Raw genomic sequence first — 17,488 nt, forward strand, 5'->3', positions numbered from 1 at the left:
TACCGTCAGGGGTTCTCTCTCGCCGACCTGAAGCGCTATGTCGATGGGCGTGGGTATGAAGGGATCGGTTATGGCCAGCTCGAGCTCGCCGACCTGATTGAGCTCGCACCCATCCTCGTCCCGGTCAGCGTCTTCGGGTACAACCACTTCGTCGTATTTCGCGGGATCCGAGGGGGCCGCGCCGTGCTGGCCGATCCCGCCTACGGCAATCGCGTGATGCGCGTGGACCGGTTCGAGCGCGCGTGGCTGACCTTTCCCGAGCTTGGAAAAGTGGGGTTCGTGATCGCCACACGCGACGGCGCGCAACCGCCGAATCGCCTTCCGCCGAAACGAACCGATCTCATGCGGCCATCGGACGCCCTTCTCCGCTCCGTGGTGCCATTTTCTGGCCCCGGCTGATGGGCCCACGCCGCAACAAGGTCAGCGAGGTGACATGGAACTCTCGCGTTTCTTCAACACCGGCCGCGTCCTCGTCGCGCCCGTTGCGGCGATCGGCATCCTTGCCATCCTCCCCGAATCCGGCCGCGCGCAGACGGCTCCGGACGCGCTGACCGCCGCCGACCTGCAGCGGCAGCTCGATCAGCGCGACGCCATAATCGCCGACTTGCTGCGGCGCGTTCTGGAGCTGGAGGCACGGGTTGGCGCGGGCGGCGCCGCTCCCGCATCGGCGGTCCCTGCGGCGCTTGGCGAACCGGCGGAGTGGGCGGAATCCGAACCGGAGCCGGAAGGAGCCGTGCTGGCCCAGGGCGATACCCCTCCCCCATCGGCGCCCGGCACGTTCGAGGTCGACGAGGAGGCGGCGACCCGTGCCCTCGAACGAACGCTGGTGCGCGAAGGCGCGCTGCTGCTGCCGTTCGGCGCGCTCGAGGTCGAGCCGAGCCTGAGTTACATCCGTGACGAGCGCGACACCCCGACGGTGGTCAACGGCTTCGTCGGGGAGGAGGAGTTTCGTCGCAACACGGTCGATGCCGAGGTGGATCTGCGCTTCGGCCTTCCCTTCGACTCGCAGCTGGAAATCGAGATCCCGTATTCCTTCATCGAAGATGAGACGGTGACGAGCGTCGGCTTCGCCGAGATCGACGAAGAGTCGGAGAGTAACACCGGGTTCGGCGACATCGAGCTTGGCTTTACGAAGACCTTGCTCCGCGAGAGCGGCTGGCGACCGGACCTGTTCGGTAACGTGAACTGGAACACGAGGACGGGCGGCGGTAACGACGGCGTCGGGACCGGCTTTCACGAGCTTCAAGGCACCTTGACCGCGGTGAAGCGCATCGACCCGCTCGTCTGGGTCGGCGGTGTGTCCTACCAGTATGCCTTCGAGCACGACGACATACAGCCGGGTCCGGAAATCGGCCTTTCGCTTGGAACCGTCCTGGCAGTCAGCCCGGAAACGTCTTTGCGATTCTTTCTTCTGCAGACCTTTGCCGACAAGGTCGAAGCCTTCGACGATGAGATCCCGGGCAGCGATCAGGTTGCGAGTTCATTCGAATTCGGCGTTTCGTCGGTGCTTTCGCCGCGGGTTCTGTTTGATCTTTCCGCGGAAATCGGCGTTACGGAGGACGCGCCGGACTTCCAGATCGAGCTGTCGTTGCCGATCCGGTTCAACCTGCCCTTCCTGTGAGGGCCGAACCGATGGCCAAGGCGAATTCCGGCCGATTCAAGGTCCCTGCCGAGAGGAATGAACGGCCGGCTTGCGGGTGCGGAGGCAGGGACGGTGTCAGGTGATGCGGGCCCCGCCGGGTCCGGTGCGGTTCGCCGGGTCGCCCGCAAACGCACTCCAGGGAGGAGGCGACAATGAAGAAGCTCGCGATCGCGCTCATTGCGGCCGGCATGCTTGGCATCGGGCCCGTCCAGGCCGCACCCAAGAAGCTGACGGCGGTTCAACTGGAGACCGTCTCGGCCGGCACGCATTACAGGCTGACCGGGAGCCTGACCCTGGTCCTCCATTCGCTCACCCTGCAACAGTATCGCCTGTTGCTTGGACACTGAGCGAGGCGACGGGCGCGTTCGGCGCCGGCACCGGCGATAGACGGGTGTGATCGTTAAACGGCCGGTGCCCGCGCGCAGCCGGGTGACGGCCACGCCCGCTATTTCGCGGCGCCGTCGGCTGCCATCCAGGGCGGGTTCAGGGCGGCGATCCGGTGATACACCGGACAGGTCGGTTTATGCGTGCCCGGCAGAAAGCCGGTGCTCATCAGGAACTCGCCCACGATCTCGCCGCCGGTGAACAGGAAGGTCTTCCGGAACAGCTTGACCCAGTCGGGCTTCGGACGCGGGTGATGGTCCGCGAGCCATCCGGCGAAGGACCCGTGGGTTTCGCGCAGCCTCTGGATCCGCCGGGCGTTCTCGATCGCGGCGTTGATCTTGAGCCGGTTGCGGATGATGCCGGTATCCGCGAGCAGCCGCGCCCGGTCGCGCTCGTCGAAGGCGGCGACCCGGTCGACATCGAAGTCATGGAACGCCGCGCGGAAGGCCGCGCGTTTCTTCAGGACCGTAAGCCAGCTCAGGCCGGCCTGGTTGATCTCGAGGACCAGACGCTCAAAGAGAACGTTGTCATCGGCAACCGGAAAACCGTACTCCTCGTCGTGATAGGGACCGTGCCAGGGGTGGCCCGGCGCGATGTCGCAGTAGGCCTGTACGACAGGCGGCGCGGCGGCGTCGCTCATGCGGGCCTCAGGCTGATCCAGCCTGACTCCATCACGAAATACACCGCGAGCCAGATCACCAGCGATACGATCGTCGTCACCAGGGCCTTGAGCCACAGCCGCGGGTTGCTGGGGGCGCCGGCGGCGTGACCGGGCTCCGGTTCGTCCGGTATGCGCACGCCCCAGGGCAGAACGGCGAACAGCACGACCCACCAGATCAGGAAATAGACGAGGATGCCCGACAGCCAGTCCATCGGAAGAGCTCAGGCCTGCTCCAACTCGATCAGGGTCCCGCAGAAGTCCTTCGGATGCAGGAACAGCACCGGCTTGTCGTGCGCGCCGATCTTCGGCTCCCCGTCTCCGAGCACCCGTGCCCCACTCGCCTTCAGGTGGTCGCGCGCCGCCACAATGTCGTCGACCTCGTAGCAGATGTGGTGAATGCCGCCCGCGGGGTTCCGCTCGAGAAACCCGGCAATCGGCGACCCCTCGCCCAGCGGATGCAGAAGCTCGATCTTGGTGTTCGGCAGATCGACGAAGACCACCGTTACGCCGTGCGCGGGCTGGTCGACAGGTTCGGACACGGTGGCGCCCAGGGTGTTCGCGTAGAGCGCCGCGGCCGCCCGGAGGTCGGGCACGGCGATGGCGACGTGGTTGAGTTTACCGATCATGGCGCAGGTTTCATCGGGGTTCGCGGAACCGGGTCAGGATGCCGGCAGACGGCGGGGCATGCAAGGGGCGGATCGCCGCGGTGCTTGGCCCGCCTCAGATCCGGACGAGATGGATCTCGGTCACGGGTTTCTTGCCACGGATCGCCTGGAGCGTACGGCGCACGGCCAGCCGCGCCGCCTCCTTGACCGCTGCATCGTCGAGTCGCGCGGTCGCCGGCAGGTCCTCGAGCGCGGCCCGGATCGCGGCCACGGTCTCGTCATAGGCGGACCGATCGGCTTCGGGGTCGAGCAGCCCTTGCGCGGCGAGCTGCGGTTCCGCCACCAACCTCCCCTCCCCGTCAACCACCAGCGTCGCCACGGCCGAGCCGTTGCGAAGCGTCCGATGCCGGCTGCGCAGCACGCCGCCGCTGAGCGGCACGAGGGCCTTGCCATCCAGGCCGAGGCGTCCGGCCGGCACCTCGCCGACGATTTCGGCCGGGCCGGGGGCAAGACGCACCACGGAGCCGTTCAGCGCGACCACCGACTCGCTGACCTGCAGGCTTCGGGCAAACTCGGCGTGCTCCACGAGATGCCGGAGCTCACCGTGCACGGGTATGGCGATCTTTGGCCGGATCCAGCGGTACATGGCAGCGAGCTCGTCGCGTGCCGGATGGCCGGAGACGTGGACGAAATACTCCCGGTCCGTCACGATCTCGACGCCGAGGCGCACCAGGTCGTTTTGGAGCTGGCCGATGGTGCGCTCGTTGCCGGGGATTACCCGCGAGGAGAAGATCACCGCGTCGCCTTTTTCCAGTACGACGTTCGGATGCTCTCCGCGGGCGATGCGGGCAAGCGCCGAGCGCGGCTCGCCCTGGCTGCCGGTGCAGGCCATCAGCACCGCGTTCCGCGGCAGGTAGCCGACATCGTGCTCGGTGACGAATTCCGGCAGGTCGGCGAGATAGCCGTTCTCCCGCGCCGCCTGGCTGACGTGCCAGAACGAGCGCCCGACCAGTGCCAGATGTCGGCCATGTGCGGCGGCGACGTGGGCGAGTGTTTTCAGCCGGGCGACATTGCTGGCGAAACAGGCTACGGCGACGCGGTTTTCAAACCGCCCCACCAGCTCCATCAGGCTGTCGCGCACCTCGGATTCGGAACCCGATTCGCCCTCGACCATCGCGTTGGTGGAATCGCCAACCATCGCGAGGACTCCCTCCTCGCCGAGGCGCCTCAGGGCATCCTCGTCCGCGTTCGGGCCGACCAGCGGTTCCGGGTCGAGCTTCCAGTCGCCGGTATGAAGGACGGTGCCGAGCGGCGTGCGGACGACAACGGCGTTTGGTTCCGGGATCGAGTGGGTCAGGGTAATGAGCTCGATTTCGAACGGCCCCACCGAGAAGCGGCCCGACATCGGCACTTCGGTGATCTCGGCCTCCAGATGCAGTCCGGCCTCGACCAGCTTGCGCCGAAGCACGGAGGCGGTAAAGGGCGTCGCGTAGATCGGGCAGCGCAATCGCGGCCAGAGATAGGGCACGGCGCCGATGTGATCCTCATGCGCATGGGTCAGGACCAACCCCGCCAGGTGCTCGCGACGTTCGGCGATGAAGCCGGGGTCAGGCATGATCACGTCGATGCCCGGGGTCGATTCGTTGCCGAATGTAATGCCGAGATCGACCATCAGCCACTTGCCTGCGTGGCCGTAGAGATTGAGATTCATGCCGATCTCGCCGGCCCCGCCCAGGGGCAGGAACAGGAGCTCTTCGGCCGAAGGGCGGTCGATCATGGTGCCTTCGGGTCGCGGTTGGCGCGATAGAGCATGGCGAGTCCGCGCAGAGTCAGGTCCTCGTCAACGCGCTCGATGACATCGGTTGCCCCGTAGAACAAGGGAGCGAGGCCGCCGGTTGCAATCACTTTCATCGCGCCCTCCGCCGATGTCTCGGCGCCGTACTCGGCCCGGATTCGGGCGATAAGCCCCTCGATCAGCCCGACATAGCCCCAGAAGATCCCCGACTGCATGCAGTCGACGGTGGTCTTGCCGATGATCCGAGGCGGTTGCTGGATCGCCACGCTCGGAAGCTTGGCGGCCGCCATGTACAGCGCTTCGAGCGAGAGGTTGATGCCCGGCGCGATCACGCCGCCGGCGTAGCGCCCTTCCCCGTCGATGACGTCGAAGGTCGTCGCCGTTCCGAAATCGACGACGATAAGCGGCCCGCCATAGATCCGGTGAGCGGCGAAGCTGTTGACGAGGCGGTCGGCGCCCGCCTCCTCCGGCCGGTCGATGGTCGTCTCGATGCCGAGCCTCTCGCCGTTCTCGCCGATGACCAGGAGATCGCAGCGAAAGTACCGCCGGACAAGCGCCTTGAGGCTGAACAGAGCCTCAGGCACCACCGAACCGATGATGGCGCCGTCGATCATGGCCGGCGTGAGTCCGTCCAGGGCCATGAGTTGGGTCAGCCATACGGCGTACTCGTCGGCCGTGCGGTGCACGTTCGTCGATATCCGCCACTTGCCGCGCAACGTGTCGCCGTCGAAGACGGCGAAGCCGACATTGGTGTTCCCCGAATTGATGGCGAGCAGCATGGATTCGGCGTCCTTCAATAGGCCGGATAGGACACGTCGCCGGCGGCGACGACGCGGCGCCCCGCCCGCGGCAGGTCGAGAACCAGCGCGCCGGTCTCGCCGAGTTCGACGAAGCGTCCGGTCAGCGTCTCCCGTTCCAGCCGGACCTCGATCATCTCGCCAAGGCCGAGGGCATTCTCGAGCCAGGCCTGGCGAATGGGAGCGAAGCCCTCCCGCCGCCACTGCTCAAGTCGGCGCAGCCAACGAGAGGCGAAGACCGGCAGCACCTCGTCGGCGCCGACCGCCCCCGCGCCGGCCTCACGCAGGCTGGTTGCGCCGTAGCTGGTGCCTTCGGGAAAGCTCGCGATGTTGACCCCGACGCCGATGATCAGCCAATCCAGGTGCCCGTCCGGCCCCGTTGAGGCGTCCAGCAGGATCCCCGCGATCTTGCGCCCCCCGACGAGCACGTCGTTCGGCCATTTGAAACGCGGCCTTTCGGCATCTGCGGGAAGCAAGGTGTCGAGCGCCTCGCCCAGCCCGACGGCGGTGACGAAGCCGAGCTGCGGTGCCGCCGCTGCCGGGCAGTCCGGCCGCAAGAGCAGCGACAGATAGAGGTTTCCCGGCGGCGAACTCCAGCTTCGTCCCCGCCGTCCGCGCCCTGCCGATTGCGCGCGGGCCCAGACCAGGGTTCCCTCGGGGGCGCCGTCGGCCGCGAGCCGCCGCGCCTCCTCGCTGGTGCTGCCGACCGTGTCGAACGCGACGAGGCGGAAGAAGGGCGGCAGGCGCGGCGGCGATGGCGCGTCGCTCATCCGGTGAAGAGCGAAGCCGCCGCGGCGTCGGCGCCGTCGATCATCGGCGCCTGGAACAGGATGAAGAACAGGACGAAGAGCGCGCTGACGCCGAGAATCGACGACATCTCCCAGCCCAGCGGGCGGTCGAAGGCCTCCGCCGCCTCATCGAAATACATCACCTTGACGATCCGCAGATAGTAGAACGCGGCGACGACGCTGGTGACGACACCGATGACGGCGAGGGTGTAGAGCTCGGCTTCGATCGCGGCGAGGAACACGTACAGCTTGCCGAAGAAGCCGGCAAGCGGCGGGATGCCGGCCATCGAGAACATGAAGACCGCCATCACCGCCGCCAGGACGGGATGGGTCTTCGCCAGGCCGGCAAGATCGTCGATCCCCTCGACCATGCGGCCCCTTTGGCGCATGCACAGGATGACGGCGAAGGTTCCGACGGTCATGAACAGGTAGATCGCCAAATAGAGCAGCACGCTGCGCACGCCGCCCGCCGTTCCCGGTGCCAGGCCGACAAGGGCATAGCCGATGTTGCTGATGGAGCTGTAGGCCATCAGCCGCTTGATATTGGTCTGGTTGATCGCGGCGAACCCGCCCAGGATCATCGAGGCGACCGAGATGAACACGATGATCTGCTGCCAGTCGCCGACCAGATCGACGAAGGGATCGGCCAAGACCCGGATGAAGAGGCCCATGGTGGCGATCTTGGGCGCGACCGCGAAGAACGCCGTGACGGGCGTCGGCGCGCCCTCATAGACGTCGGGCGTCCACATATGGAACGGAACCGCGGAGATCTTGAAGGCAAGGCCGGCCGCCAGGAAGACGAGCCCGACGATAAGGCCGATCGACGGCTCGCCGTAGCCGCCCCCGGTGAGCGCCGTGGCGATCCCGTCGAAGTTCGTGGTGCCGGCGAAGCCGTAGATCATCGACGCGCCGTAGAGCAGGATGCCGGAGGAGAGCGCACCGAGGACGAAGTACTTGAGCCCCGCCTCCGTCGACCGAACCGTGTCGCGCCGGAAAGCGGCGACGACGTACAGCGGCAGGCTTTGCAGCTCGAACCCGACATAAAGGGCGATGAGATCGTTTGCCGACAGCATCAGCAGCATGCCGAGCGTCGAAAACAGCATCAGCACCGGGAATTCGAAGCGGGCCATGTTCTCGCGCTCGATGTAATCGAGCGACAGGATCACCGAGACCGTCGTTCCGAGCAGCACCAGCACCTTGAGGAACACGGCGAAGCCGTCCTGCACGTACAGGCCGCCGAACGCCTCGCCCCCAGCCGGCCCGAGCCACACCATGACCAGCGCCATCAGCAGCGCGAGCACGGTCAGCCAGGAGACCGAACGTGTCGGGTCCTCGCGGCTGAAGACGCCGTAGAGCAGGATCGCCATGCCGGCGATCGCGAGAAAGATTTCGGGGAGCGCGAGCGTGTCGAACATGGCGGGATCGCTACCTCTCCGGCCCGAAGGCGGTCAACTCGAGGGGGTTCTGCAGAAGCAGGGCGAGCGACGGCTGGGCCGCCCCTTCCCGCGCGACCTGATAGTCCGCGATCAGGCTTTCGACCGACGGGCTCATGACTTCGAGGAAGGAAACGGGATAGATGCCCATCCACAGAACCAGCACGACGAGCGGCGCGAAGACGAGCTTTTCGCGGCCGGTCAGGTCGAGAATGTCGAACAGGTCGCTGTGCACCAGCTTGCCGAAGATCACCCGGCGATAGAGCCATAGCATGTAGGCGGCGCCGAGGATGATGCCGGTGGTGATCAGCGCCGCCACCCAGGTACTGGCCTGGAACGTGCCGACCATGACCAGGAACTCGCCGATGAAGCCGCTCGTCCCCGGCAGGCCGACGGATGCCATGGTGAAGACCATGAAGACTGCGGCATAGATCGGCATGCGGTGCACGAGCCCGCCATAGCGGGCGATCTCGCGCGTGTGCATCCGGTCATAGACGACGCCGACGCAGAGGAACAGCGCGCCGGAGACGATGCCGTGGCTCAGCATCTGGAACAGCGCGCCCTCGAGGCCCTGCTGCGTCACCGTGAAGATGCCGGCGGTGACGAAGCCCATATGCGCGACCGAGGAGTAGGCGATGAGCTTCTTCATATCCTCCTGCGCCAGAGCGACGAGCGAGGTGTAGATCACCGCGACGATGCTGAGGGTGTAGACCAGCGGCGCGAAGAAGGCCGACGCGTCCGGCAGGATCGGCAGCGAAAAGCGCAGGAAGCCATAGGCGCCCATCTTCAGCAGCACGCCCGCCAGGATCACCGAACCCGCGGTCGGCGCCTCGACATGGGCGTCCGGCAGCCAGGTGTGCACCGGCCACATCGGCACCTTGACGGCGAAGGAGGCGAACAGCGCCAGCCACAGCCAGACCTGCAGCCCCGGCGCGAAGGCGAAACGCATCAGGGTCGGGATGTCGGTGGTGCCGGCCTGGAAGTACATCACCAGGATTGCCACCAGCATCAGCACCGAGCCGAGAAGCGTGTAGAGGAAGAACTTGAAGGCCGCGTAAACGCGCCGCGGCCCGCCCCAGACACCGATGATGAGGAACATCGGGATCAGGACGCCCTCGAAGAAGACGTAGAACAGGATGAAGTCGAGAGCGCAGAACATGCCCACCATCATGGTCTCGAGGACCAGGAAGGCGATCATGTACTCCTTTACGCGGACCTGGATGGCGTTCCAGCTCGCGAGGATGCAGATCGGCATGAGGAACGTCGACAGCAGGACGAACAGCACCGAAATGCCGTCGACGCCCATGTGGTAGGCGATGCCGAAGCCGGGCATCCACTCCGCCCGCTCGACGAACTGGAAGCCCGCGCTGCCGCGATCGAATCCGAACCACAGCACGAGCGAGAGGGCGAAGGTGATGACCGTGGTCCAGAGCGCGACGTTCCGCGCGTTGCGGGCCACGATGTCGGGCTCGCCCCGAATGACCAGGATGAAGAGCGCGCCCACCAGCGGCAGGAAGGTGACCAGGGAGAGAATCGGAAGTTCGGTCATGACGGGTCCCCTCAGCCGCCCCTCTGCGCCCACACATACCAAGTGACCAGAACCACGACGCCGATCATCATGACGAAGGCATAGTGATAGAGATAGCCGGTCTGCAGCCGGCTGAACCGCCGCGCCAGCCGGCGGGACGCCGCGGCCACGCCGTCCGGCCCGAGCCCGTCGATCACGGCGCCGTCGCCGCCCTTCCACAGCCCGTAGCCGAGGACCTGCGCCGGGCGGACGAACAGCCGGTCATAGAGCTCGTCGAAGTACCACTTGTTCAGGAGGAACAGGTAGAGGCCGCGCGCCTGCCCGGCGATCCGTGCGGGCAGCCCCGGACGGACCATGTAGAGCATGTAGGCAAGGCCGATGCCGACCAGCCCCATGACGACCGGCGCGACCTTCACCCAGGTGGGCACGTGGTGCGCCGCCTCGATGGTGTCGTGCTCCGGCAGGACGAACAGCGATTCGCGCCAGAACCCTTCCATCGCCTCGCCGACGAAGAAGGGATAGAACGCGACGCCGGCGAAGATCGCGCCGACCGCCAGGATCATCAGCGGCACGGTCATGACCTTCGGCGATTCGTGCACATGCGCCATGACCTTCTCGTCCGCGCGGGGCTCCCCGTGGAAGGTCATCAGGAGCAGGCGCCAGGAGTAGAACGCGGTCAGCAGCGCGGCGGCGGTGCCGAGCCAGAAGGCGAACCGGCCGACGCCGCTCTGCGCGGCCCAGGCCGCCTCGAGGATGATGTCCTTCGAATAGAAGCCGGCGAAGCCGAACACGCCCGGGATGCCCACGCCCGCAAGCGCGAGGCTGCCGATCCACATGAGCGCGTAGGTCAGCGGGATCATCCGCCAGATGCCGCCCATCCGCCGCATGTCCTGCTCCCCCGACATGGCGTGGATCACCGAGCCGGAGCCAAGGAACAGCAGGGCCTTGAAGAAGGCGTGGGTGAACAGGTGGAACATCGCCGCGCCGTAGGCCGAGACCCCGGCCGCGAAGAACATGTAGCCGAGCTGACTGCAGGTCGAGTAGGCGATGACGCGCTTGATGTCGTTCTGACAGATGCCGACGGTGGCCGCGAAGATGGCCGTGAAGGCGCCGATGAAGGTCACGAGGGCGAGCGCGGTCGGCGCGTACTCGAACATCGGCGACAGGCGGCAGACCATGAAGACCCCGGCGGTCACCATCGTCGCCGCATGGATGAGGGCGGAGACGGGCGTCGGGCCCTCCATCGCATCGGGCAACCAAGTGTGGAGCGGGACCTGCGCCGATTTGCCCATGGCGCCGATGAACAGCAGGATGCAGAGCGTCTCCAGGGCGTTGACCTGGAAGCCCAGGAACTCGATCACCGTGTTGGTCGCGGCCGGAACGGCGGCGAAGACCGTGTCGAAGTCGACCGATCCGAAGACGAAGAACACGCCCATGATGCCGAGCACGAAGCCGAAATCGCCGACGCGGTTGACGATGAAGGCCTTGATCGCCGCCGCGTTCGCCGTCGGCCGGTCGTACCAGAAGCCGATCAGCAGGTAGGAGCAGAGGCCCACGCCCTCCCAGCCGAAGAACATCTGGACGAAGTTGTCCGCCGTCACCAGCATCAGCATGGCGAAGGTGAACAGGCTGAGATAGGCCATGAACCGCGGGATCGACCGGTCGTCGTGCATGTATCCCGCGGAGTACACGTGGACCAGCGCGGAAACGCCGGTGACGACGACCAGCATCACCGCGGTCATCGTGTCGATCCGCAGCGCCCAGGACACCTCGAGCCGGCCCGAATCGATCCAGGTGAACAGCTCGGTGACCCGCTCGTTGCCGCCGAACGCGACGTCGGCGAAGACGAAGAGCGACAGCACCGCCGAAACGATCAGCAGGCCGCTCGTCACCACGATCGCGCCGCGGTCGCCGACCTGGCGACCGAAGAGACCGGCGACGATCGCGCCGATCAGGGGCAGAAAGACGATAACGACTTCCATTCCCCCTACCCCTTCATCATGTTGATGTCTTCGACCGCAATCGAACCGCGGTTGCGGAAATAGACGACCAGGATCGCCAGTCCGATCGCCGCTTCGGCCGCCGCGACGGTAAGCACGAACATGGCGAAGATCTGTCCCACGAGGTCGCCGATATGGACGGAGAAGGCGACCAGGTTGATGTTGACCGCAAGCAGCATCAGCTCGATCGACATCAGGATGATGATGACGTTCTTGCGGTTGACGAAGATCCCGAAGATCCCGAGCGTGAACAGGATCGCCGCGACCGTCAGATAATGGGCCAAGCCGATCTCGAGCATCAGATGCCGCTCCCCGTCGGCACGTCCTTGATTTCCAGCGAGTCCTTCGGACGGCGCGCGACCTGCTCCGGGATCGACTGGCGGCGGACTCCTTCCCGCTGGCGCAGGGTCAGAACGATCGCGCCGATCATGGCCACGAGCAGGATGATCCCGGCGGTCTGGAACAGGTAGAAGTAATCGGTGTAGAGGATCAGACCCAGCGCGTGGGTGTTGGTCACCTCTTCCACCGGCGGGATCGGCCGCTGCACGACCTGGGGCGCCACCGGCGTCACCACCCAGGCGCCGAAGAGCAGCACCAGCTCGGTCAACAGGATGATCGCCACCAGGGCGCCGACCGGCAGGTACTGCAGGAACCCTTGCCGCAACTCGACGAAGTTGATGTCGAGCATCATGACCACAAACAGGAACAGCACCGCCACCGCGCCGACATAGACGATGACCAGAATCATCGCCAGGAACTCGGCGCCCATCAGCACGAACAGCCCGGCCGCATTGAAGAAGGCCAGGATCAGGAACAATACGCTATGCACCGGATTGCGGGACGCAATCACCATGAAGGCCGAAGCCACGGTGATCGCCGCAAACAGATAGAAGGCCAAGGCCTGAATGATCATGTCTACCCCCTCGCCCGCTGACGCTTACCGGTACGGCGCATCGGCGGCGATGTTGCGCGAGATCTCGTATTCCCAGCGTTCGCCATTCGCCAGCAGCTTTGCCTTGTCGTAGAAAAGCTCCTCGCGCGTCTCGGTAGCGAATTCGAAATTCGGCCCCTCGACGATGGCATCCACCGGGCAGGCTTCCTGGCAGAAGCCGCAATAGATGCATTTCGTCATGTCGATGTCGTAGCGCGTGGTGCGGCGCGAGCCGTCTTCCCGCGGTTCGGCCTCGATGGTAATCGCCAGGGCCGGGCAGACCGCCTCGCAGAGCTTGCAGGCAATGCAGCGCTCTTCGCCATTCGCATAACGGCGCAGCGCGTGCTCGCCGCGGAAACGCGGGCTGAGCGGACCCTTCTCATACGGGTAGTTCAGCGTTGCGCGCTTCTTGAACATATAGGCGAAGGTCAGGCCGAGGCCCTTGAGGACCTCCCAGAGGAAAATCGTACGGGCGCCACGATCGAGAAAAGCCATGGCCTCAAACTCCCTTGGGCAGCCAGCCGAAGGCAACCAGCACGCCAGCGGTGGCGACCACCCAGAAAAGCGACAGCGGCAGGAAAACCTTCCAGCCCAGCCGCATGAGCTGGTCGTAGCGGTAGCGCGGCACGGTGGCGCGCACCCAGATGAAGACGAACAGCAGGATGAAGATCTTCAGGCAGAACCAGACGATGCCGGGAATCCAGTTGAGCGGCGCGACATCGAGCGGCGGCAGCCAGCCGCCCAGGAACAGGATGGTGGTCATCCCCGACATCAGGATCATGTTGGCGTATTCGCCGAGGAAGAACAGCGCGAAGGTCATCGACGAATATTCGACCTGATAGCCGGCCACCAGTTCCGCTTCCGCTTCCGGCAGATCGAACGGATGCCGGTTGGTCTCGGCCAGCGCCGAGATGAAGAAGACGATGAACATCGGGAACAGCGGCAGCGCGAACCACACCGTCTTCTGCGCCTCGACGATGGCGCTCAGATTGAGCGAGCCTACGCAAAGCAGCACGGTGATGATGACGAAGCCCATCGACACTTCGTAGGAAACCATCTGCGCCGAGGACCGCAGCGCACCCAGGAATGCGTAGCGCGAATTCGACGACCAGCCGGCGATGATGATGCCGTAGACGCCGAGCGAGGAGATCGCAAACAGATACAGCACGCCGACATTGATGTTGGCGATCACCCAGCCTTCCGAGACCGGGATCACCGCCCAGGCGATGAGCGCCAGGATAAAGGTGATGCAGGGCGCCGCGACGAAGAGAACCTTGTTGGCGCCCGAGGGAATGATGGGTTCCTTGAAGATCAGCTTCACGGCGTCCGCGAACGGCTGCAGCAGGCCGAAGGGGCCGACCACGTTCGGGCCCATGCGCAGCGACATCGCCGCCAGCACCTTGCGCTCCATCAGGGTGAGATAGGCGACCGCGATCAGCAGCGGCACGACGAGCAGCAGGATGTGGACGATGATGGTGCCGCCCGGAAAGACGTAACCCGTCCAGAGCGTGTTCCAGAAGCTGTCAGTCATGGGTACCCGTCTTCGGCAAGGTCTCACCGCGCGCGAGCGCCGAGCATTCGGCCATCACGGCCGAAGCGCGGGCGATCGGGTTGGTCAGGTAGAAATCGGCAATCGACGAAACGAACGGCGCATCGCTGACGGCGCCGGCCGTGCCGAAGCTGCCCCAGGCCGCCGGCGTCAGCTTGTCGACAGCGGCGAAATGCGGCGCGGCCTGCAGCATGCGGCGGCGGAGCTGGCCCAGATTGTCATATGGCAGCTTCTGGCCGACCGCTTCGGACAGCGCGCGGACGATCGCCCAATCCTCGCGGGCGTCGCCCGGCGGTACGGCGGCGCGGCGGCCAAGCTGTACCCGGCCCTCGGTATTCACCCAGGTGGCGTCCTTCTCGGTATAGGCGGCGCCGGGGAGGATGACATCGGCGCGCTTGGCGCCGGCATCGCCATGCGTGCCCTGGTAGACCACGAAGGCCGAGCCCAATGCGGCCGTATCGAGTTCATCGGCGCCGAGCAGATAGACGAATTTCACCGCCCCCGAAAGCGCACCGGCCTGAATGGCCGGAACGTCGCGGCCGCCATTCTGCGCCGCCGGCACGAAGCCGAGATCTAGCGCGCCGACCCGCGACGCGGCGGTATGCAGCATGTTGAAGCCGTTCCAGCCCTCTTTCACGAGACCGAAACTGTCGGCGACCTGGCGCGCCAGAGCCAGGATGGCGGCGCCATCCGCGCGCGCCAGCGCGCCCTGGCCGATGATCAGCATCGGCTTCTGCGCTGCCTTCAGCACCTCGGCAAAGGCATGGCGTCCCTCGGCGATGTCCTTCAGCGTCGCCGGGCCGGCGCCGAGATAATCGTAGCGGTAGGTCAGCGGCACCTGCTCGCCGATCAGGCCGATCTTGATGTTGCCGCGCAGATAGCGCTTGCGGATGCGGGCGTTGATCAGTGCGGCTTCGCGGCGCGGATTGCTGCCCACGATCAGGATGGCATCGGCTTCTTCGATTCCGGCGATGCCGCTGTTGAACAGATAGCCGGCGCGGCAGCCCGGATCGATCTTGGCGCCGTCCTGGCGGCAATCGATGTTCGGCGAGCCGAGCCTGTCCATCAGATCCTTCAGCGCCATGACGCTTTCCGCGCAGACGAGGTCGCCGGCAATGGCGGCGATCTGGCTGCCCTGCAGGCCATTCAGCGCGCCGGCAATGGCGGCAAAGGCCTCGCCCCAGCTCGCTTCCTGCAGCTTGCCGTTCCTGCGGATATACGGGCGGTCCAGGCGGCGATGCTTCAAACCGTCATAGGCGAAGCGGCTCTTGTCGGAGAGCCATTCCTCATTCACCTCGTCATTCAGGCGCGGCAGCACGCGCATCACTTCGCGGCCGCGCACATCGACGCGGATATTGGCGCCGACGGCGTCCATGGCATCGACGCTCTCCGTCTTGCGCAGTTCCCAGGAACGCGCCGTGAAGGCATAGGGCTTGGAGGTGAGCGCGCCGACCGGGCAGAGATCGATGACGTTGCCGGACAGTTCCGAGGTCATCGCCTGCTCGAGATAGGTGGTGATCTGCATGTCCTCACCGCGGCCGATGGCGCCGAGTTCGGGCACGCCGGCGATCTCCTGGGCGAAGCGGATGCAGCGTGTGCAGTGAATGCAGCGCGTCATCACCGTCTCGATCAGCGGACCCATATACTTGTCCTTGACCGCGCGCTTGTTCTCCTCATAGCGCGAGAAGCCGCGGCCATAGCCCATGGCCTGATCCTGCAGATCGCACTCGCCGCCCTGATCGCAGATCGGGCAGTCCAGCGGATGGTTGATCAGCAGGAATTCCATCACGCCTTCGCGGGCCTTCTTGACCATCGGCGAGTCGGTCTTGATCACCATGCCGTCGGCGGCCGGCATCGCGCAGGAGGCGATCGGCTTCGGCGCCTTCTCCTGCTCGACCAGGCACATGCGGCAATTGCCGGCGATGGAAAGCCGCTCGTGATAACAGAAGCGCGGGATTTCCCTGCCGGCGGCCTCGCAAGCCTGCAGCACCGTGCTGCCCGGCTCGACCGTTACCTCAATCCCATCGATGGTCAACGTCGGCATGCGCCTAACCTTCCCCGCCTACGCGTCCGTTACTCTGCCGCCGCCGGCAGAACCGGCTGGCCCGCATGGCGGGCATCGATACGGCGTTCGATCTCGCCACGGAAATGCCTGATCAGGCCCTGGATCGGCCAGGCCGCCGCATCGCCGAGCGCACAGATCGTATGGCCTTCCACCTGCGTGGTGACTTCCAGCAGCATGTCGATCTCGCGCTTCTCGGCGCGGCCATCGACCAGGCGCTCCATCACCCGCCACATCCAGCCGGTGCCTTCGCGGCAGGGGGTGCACTGACCGCAGGATTCGTGCTTGTAGAATTTCGACAGGCGCGCGATGGCGCGCACGATATCGGTCGACTTGTCCATAACGATGACTGCCGCCGTACCGAGGCCCGAGCGCTGTGCGCGCAGGCTGTCGAAGTCCATCAGCACGTCGTCGCAGATCGACTTGGGCAGCAGCGGCACCGACGAGCCGCCCGGAATGACGGCAAGCAGGTTGTCCCAGCCGCCGCGCACGCCGCCGGCATGCTTCTCGATGAGCTCCTTCAGCGGAATGCCCATCTCTTCCTCGACATTACACGGCTTGTTCACATGGCCGGAAATGCAGAAGACCTTGGTGCCGGTATTGTTCGGACGGCCGAGGGCCGAGAACCACTCGCCGCCGCGACGCAGGATGGTCGGCACGACCGCGATACTCTCGACGTTGTTGACGGTCGTCGGGCAGCCCCAGACGCCGACATTGGCCGGGAATGGCGGCTTCAGCCGCGGCTGGCCCTTCTTGCCTTCCAGGCTTTCGATCAGCGCCGTCTCTTCGCCGCAGATATAGGCGCCGGCGCCGCGATGGATGAAGATGTCGAAATCGAAACCCGAGCCGCAGGCATTCTTGCCGATCAGGCCGGCGGCATAGGCCTCGTCGATCGCGCCCTGCAGGTTCTCGGCTTCGCGGTAGAACTCGCCGCGAATATAGATATAGGCGGCCTTGGCGCGCATGGCGAAGCCCGCCAGCAGGCATCCCTCCACCAGCTTGTGCGGATCGTGCCGCATCATGTCGCGGTCCTTGCAGGTGCCCGGCTCGCCTTCGTCAGCATTGACGACGAGATAGCTCGGACGGCCGTCGGACTGCTTCGGCATGAAGGACCATTTCAGGCCGGTCGGAAAACCCGCGCCGCCACGGCCGCGCAGGCCCGACTTCTTCACCTCTTCGATGATCCAGTCCTGACCCTTCTCGATCAGCGCCTTGGTGTTGTCCCAGTCGCCGCGCTTCCTGGCAGCTTCCAGCCGCCAGGACTGCTGGCCGTAGAGATTGGTGAAGATGCGGTCCTTGTCCTGCAACATGGG

At 65.6% G+C, this 17,488-nt stretch carries 18 protein-coding genes; 3 read left to right on the plus strand and 15 right to left on the minus strand.

Annotation, left to right across the window (positions count from 1 at the left end; all coding sequences use genetic code 11):
- From VF194_RS03250 to VF194_RS03260, 3 genes are all read left to right on the plus strand, one after another.
- Positions 1–399, plus strand: a 399-nt coding sequence (locus tag VF194_RS03250; protein WP_330887985.1) for a C39 family peptidase, incomplete at its 5' end; no start/stop codon positions are given.
- Between the two features lie 34 nt (positions 400–433).
- Positions 434–1,621 carry a transporter gene (locus tag VF194_RS03255; protein ID WP_330887988.1) on the plus strand — a complete coding sequence of 396 codons (1,188 nt, stop codon included), beginning with the start codon at positions 434–436 and terminating at the stop codon, positions 1,619–1,621.
- Between the two features lie 173 nt (positions 1,622–1,794).
- Complete coding sequence (locus VF194_RS03260) at positions 1,795–1,989, plus strand: hypothetical protein (protein ID WP_330887990.1); 195 nt, start codon at positions 1,795–1,797, stop codon at positions 1,987–1,989.
- A 98-nt stretch (positions 1,990–2,087) separates the two neighbouring features.
- On the opposite strand, the gene VF194_RS03265 is transcribed toward VF194_RS03260, so the two are convergent.
- From VF194_RS03265 to nuoF, 15 genes are all read right to left on the minus strand, one after another.
- A complete protein-coding gene (locus tag VF194_RS03265; protein WP_330887992.1) occupies positions 2,088–2,666 on the minus strand; it encodes a DNA-3-methyladenine glycosylase I in 579 nt (192 codons plus the stop codon).
- Positions 2,663–2,899, minus strand: a complete 237-nt coding sequence (locus tag VF194_RS03270) for a DUF1467 family protein (RefSeq protein WP_330887994.1) — start codon at positions 2,897–2,899, stop codon at positions 2,663–2,665. Before VF194_RS03270 ends, VF194_RS03265 begins: the two co-directional genes overlap by 4 nt.
- A 9-nt stretch (positions 2,900–2,908) precedes the next feature.
- Positions 2,909–3,313 (minus strand): methylmalonyl-CoA epimerase, encoded by a 405-nt coding sequence (gene mce / locus VF194_RS03275; protein ID WP_330887996.1) that lies wholly within the window; start codon positions 3,311–3,313, stop codon positions 2,909–2,911.
- A 94-nt stretch (positions 3,314–3,407) separates the two neighbouring features.
- Positions 3,408–5,069 carry a ribonuclease J gene (locus VF194_RS03280; protein WP_330887998.1) on the minus strand — a complete coding sequence of 554 codons (1,662 nt, stop codon included), beginning with the start codon at positions 5,067–5,069 and terminating at the stop codon, positions 3,408–3,410.
- Positions 5,066–5,866 (minus strand): type III pantothenate kinase, encoded by an 801-nt coding sequence (locus VF194_RS03285; protein WP_330888000.1) that lies wholly within the window; start codon positions 5,864–5,866, stop codon positions 5,066–5,068. Before VF194_RS03285 ends, VF194_RS03280 begins: the two co-directional genes overlap by 4 nt.
- 14 nt (positions 5,867–5,880) lie before the next feature.
- Positions 5,881–6,654 (minus strand): biotin--[acetyl-CoA-carboxylase] ligase, encoded by a 774-nt coding sequence (locus tag VF194_RS03290; RefSeq protein ID WP_330888002.1) that lies wholly within the window; start codon positions 6,652–6,654, stop codon positions 5,881–5,883.
- The gene (gene nuoN, locus VF194_RS03295; RefSeq protein ID WP_330888004.1) at positions 6,651–8,087 is read right to left on the minus strand and encodes an NADH-quinone oxidoreductase subunit NuoN; all 1,437 of its coding nucleotides are present in this window, start codon (positions 8,085–8,087) and stop codon (positions 6,651–6,653) included. Before nuoN ends, VF194_RS03290 begins: the two co-directional genes overlap by 4 nt.
- 10 nt (positions 8,088–8,097) lie before the next feature.
- Positions 8,098–9,654 (minus strand): NADH-quinone oxidoreductase subunit M, encoded by a 1,557-nt coding sequence (locus tag VF194_RS03300; RefSeq protein WP_330888006.1) that lies wholly within the window; start codon positions 9,652–9,654, stop codon positions 8,098–8,100.
- A gap of 11 nt (positions 9,655–9,665) precedes the next feature.
- Positions 9,666–11,615, minus strand: a complete 1,950-nt coding sequence (gene nuoL, locus VF194_RS03305) for an NADH-quinone oxidoreductase subunit L (protein WP_330888007.1) — start codon at positions 11,613–11,615, stop codon at positions 9,666–9,668.
- Positions 11,616–11,620: 5 nt separating this feature from the next.
- Complete coding sequence (gene nuoK, locus VF194_RS03310) at positions 11,621–11,932, minus strand: NADH-quinone oxidoreductase subunit NuoK (RefSeq protein WP_330888009.1); 312 nt, start codon at positions 11,930–11,932, stop codon at positions 11,621–11,623.
- A complete protein-coding gene (locus VF194_RS03315) occupies positions 11,932–12,546 on the minus strand; it encodes an NADH-quinone oxidoreductase subunit J (protein WP_330888011.1) in 615 nt (204 codons plus the stop codon). Before VF194_RS03315 ends, nuoK begins: the two co-directional genes overlap by 1 nt.
- A 24-nt stretch (positions 12,547–12,570) precedes the next feature.
- The gene (gene nuoI / locus VF194_RS03320; protein WP_330888013.1) at positions 12,571–13,059 is read right to left on the minus strand and encodes an NADH-quinone oxidoreductase subunit NuoI; all 489 of its coding nucleotides are present in this window, start codon (positions 13,057–13,059) and stop codon (positions 12,571–12,573) included.
- A gap of 4 nt (positions 13,060–13,063) precedes the next feature.
- Positions 13,064–14,095 carry an NADH-quinone oxidoreductase subunit NuoH gene (gene nuoH, locus VF194_RS03325; protein ID WP_330888015.1) on the minus strand — a complete coding sequence of 344 codons (1,032 nt, stop codon included), beginning with the start codon at positions 14,093–14,095 and terminating at the stop codon, positions 13,064–13,066.
- Positions 14,088–16,157, minus strand: a complete 2,070-nt coding sequence (nuoG, locus tag VF194_RS03330) for an NADH-quinone oxidoreductase subunit NuoG (RefSeq protein ID WP_330888016.1) — start codon at positions 16,155–16,157, stop codon at positions 14,088–14,090. Before nuoG ends, nuoH begins: the two co-directional genes overlap by 8 nt.
- Before the next feature lie 29 nt (positions 16,158–16,186).
- The gene (gene nuoF, locus VF194_RS03335) at positions 16,187–17,485 is read right to left on the minus strand and encodes an NADH-quinone oxidoreductase subunit NuoF (protein ID WP_330888018.1); all 1,299 of its coding nucleotides are present in this window, start codon (positions 17,483–17,485) and stop codon (positions 16,187–16,189) included.
- Positions 17,486–17,488 lie beyond the last annotated feature (3 nt).

Origin of the sequence: Ferrovibrio sp., assembly GCF_036381655.1 — a bacterium.
Taxonomy (GTDB): domain Bacteria; phylum Pseudomonadota; class Alphaproteobacteria; order Ferrovibrionales; family Ferrovibrionaceae; genus Ferrovibrio.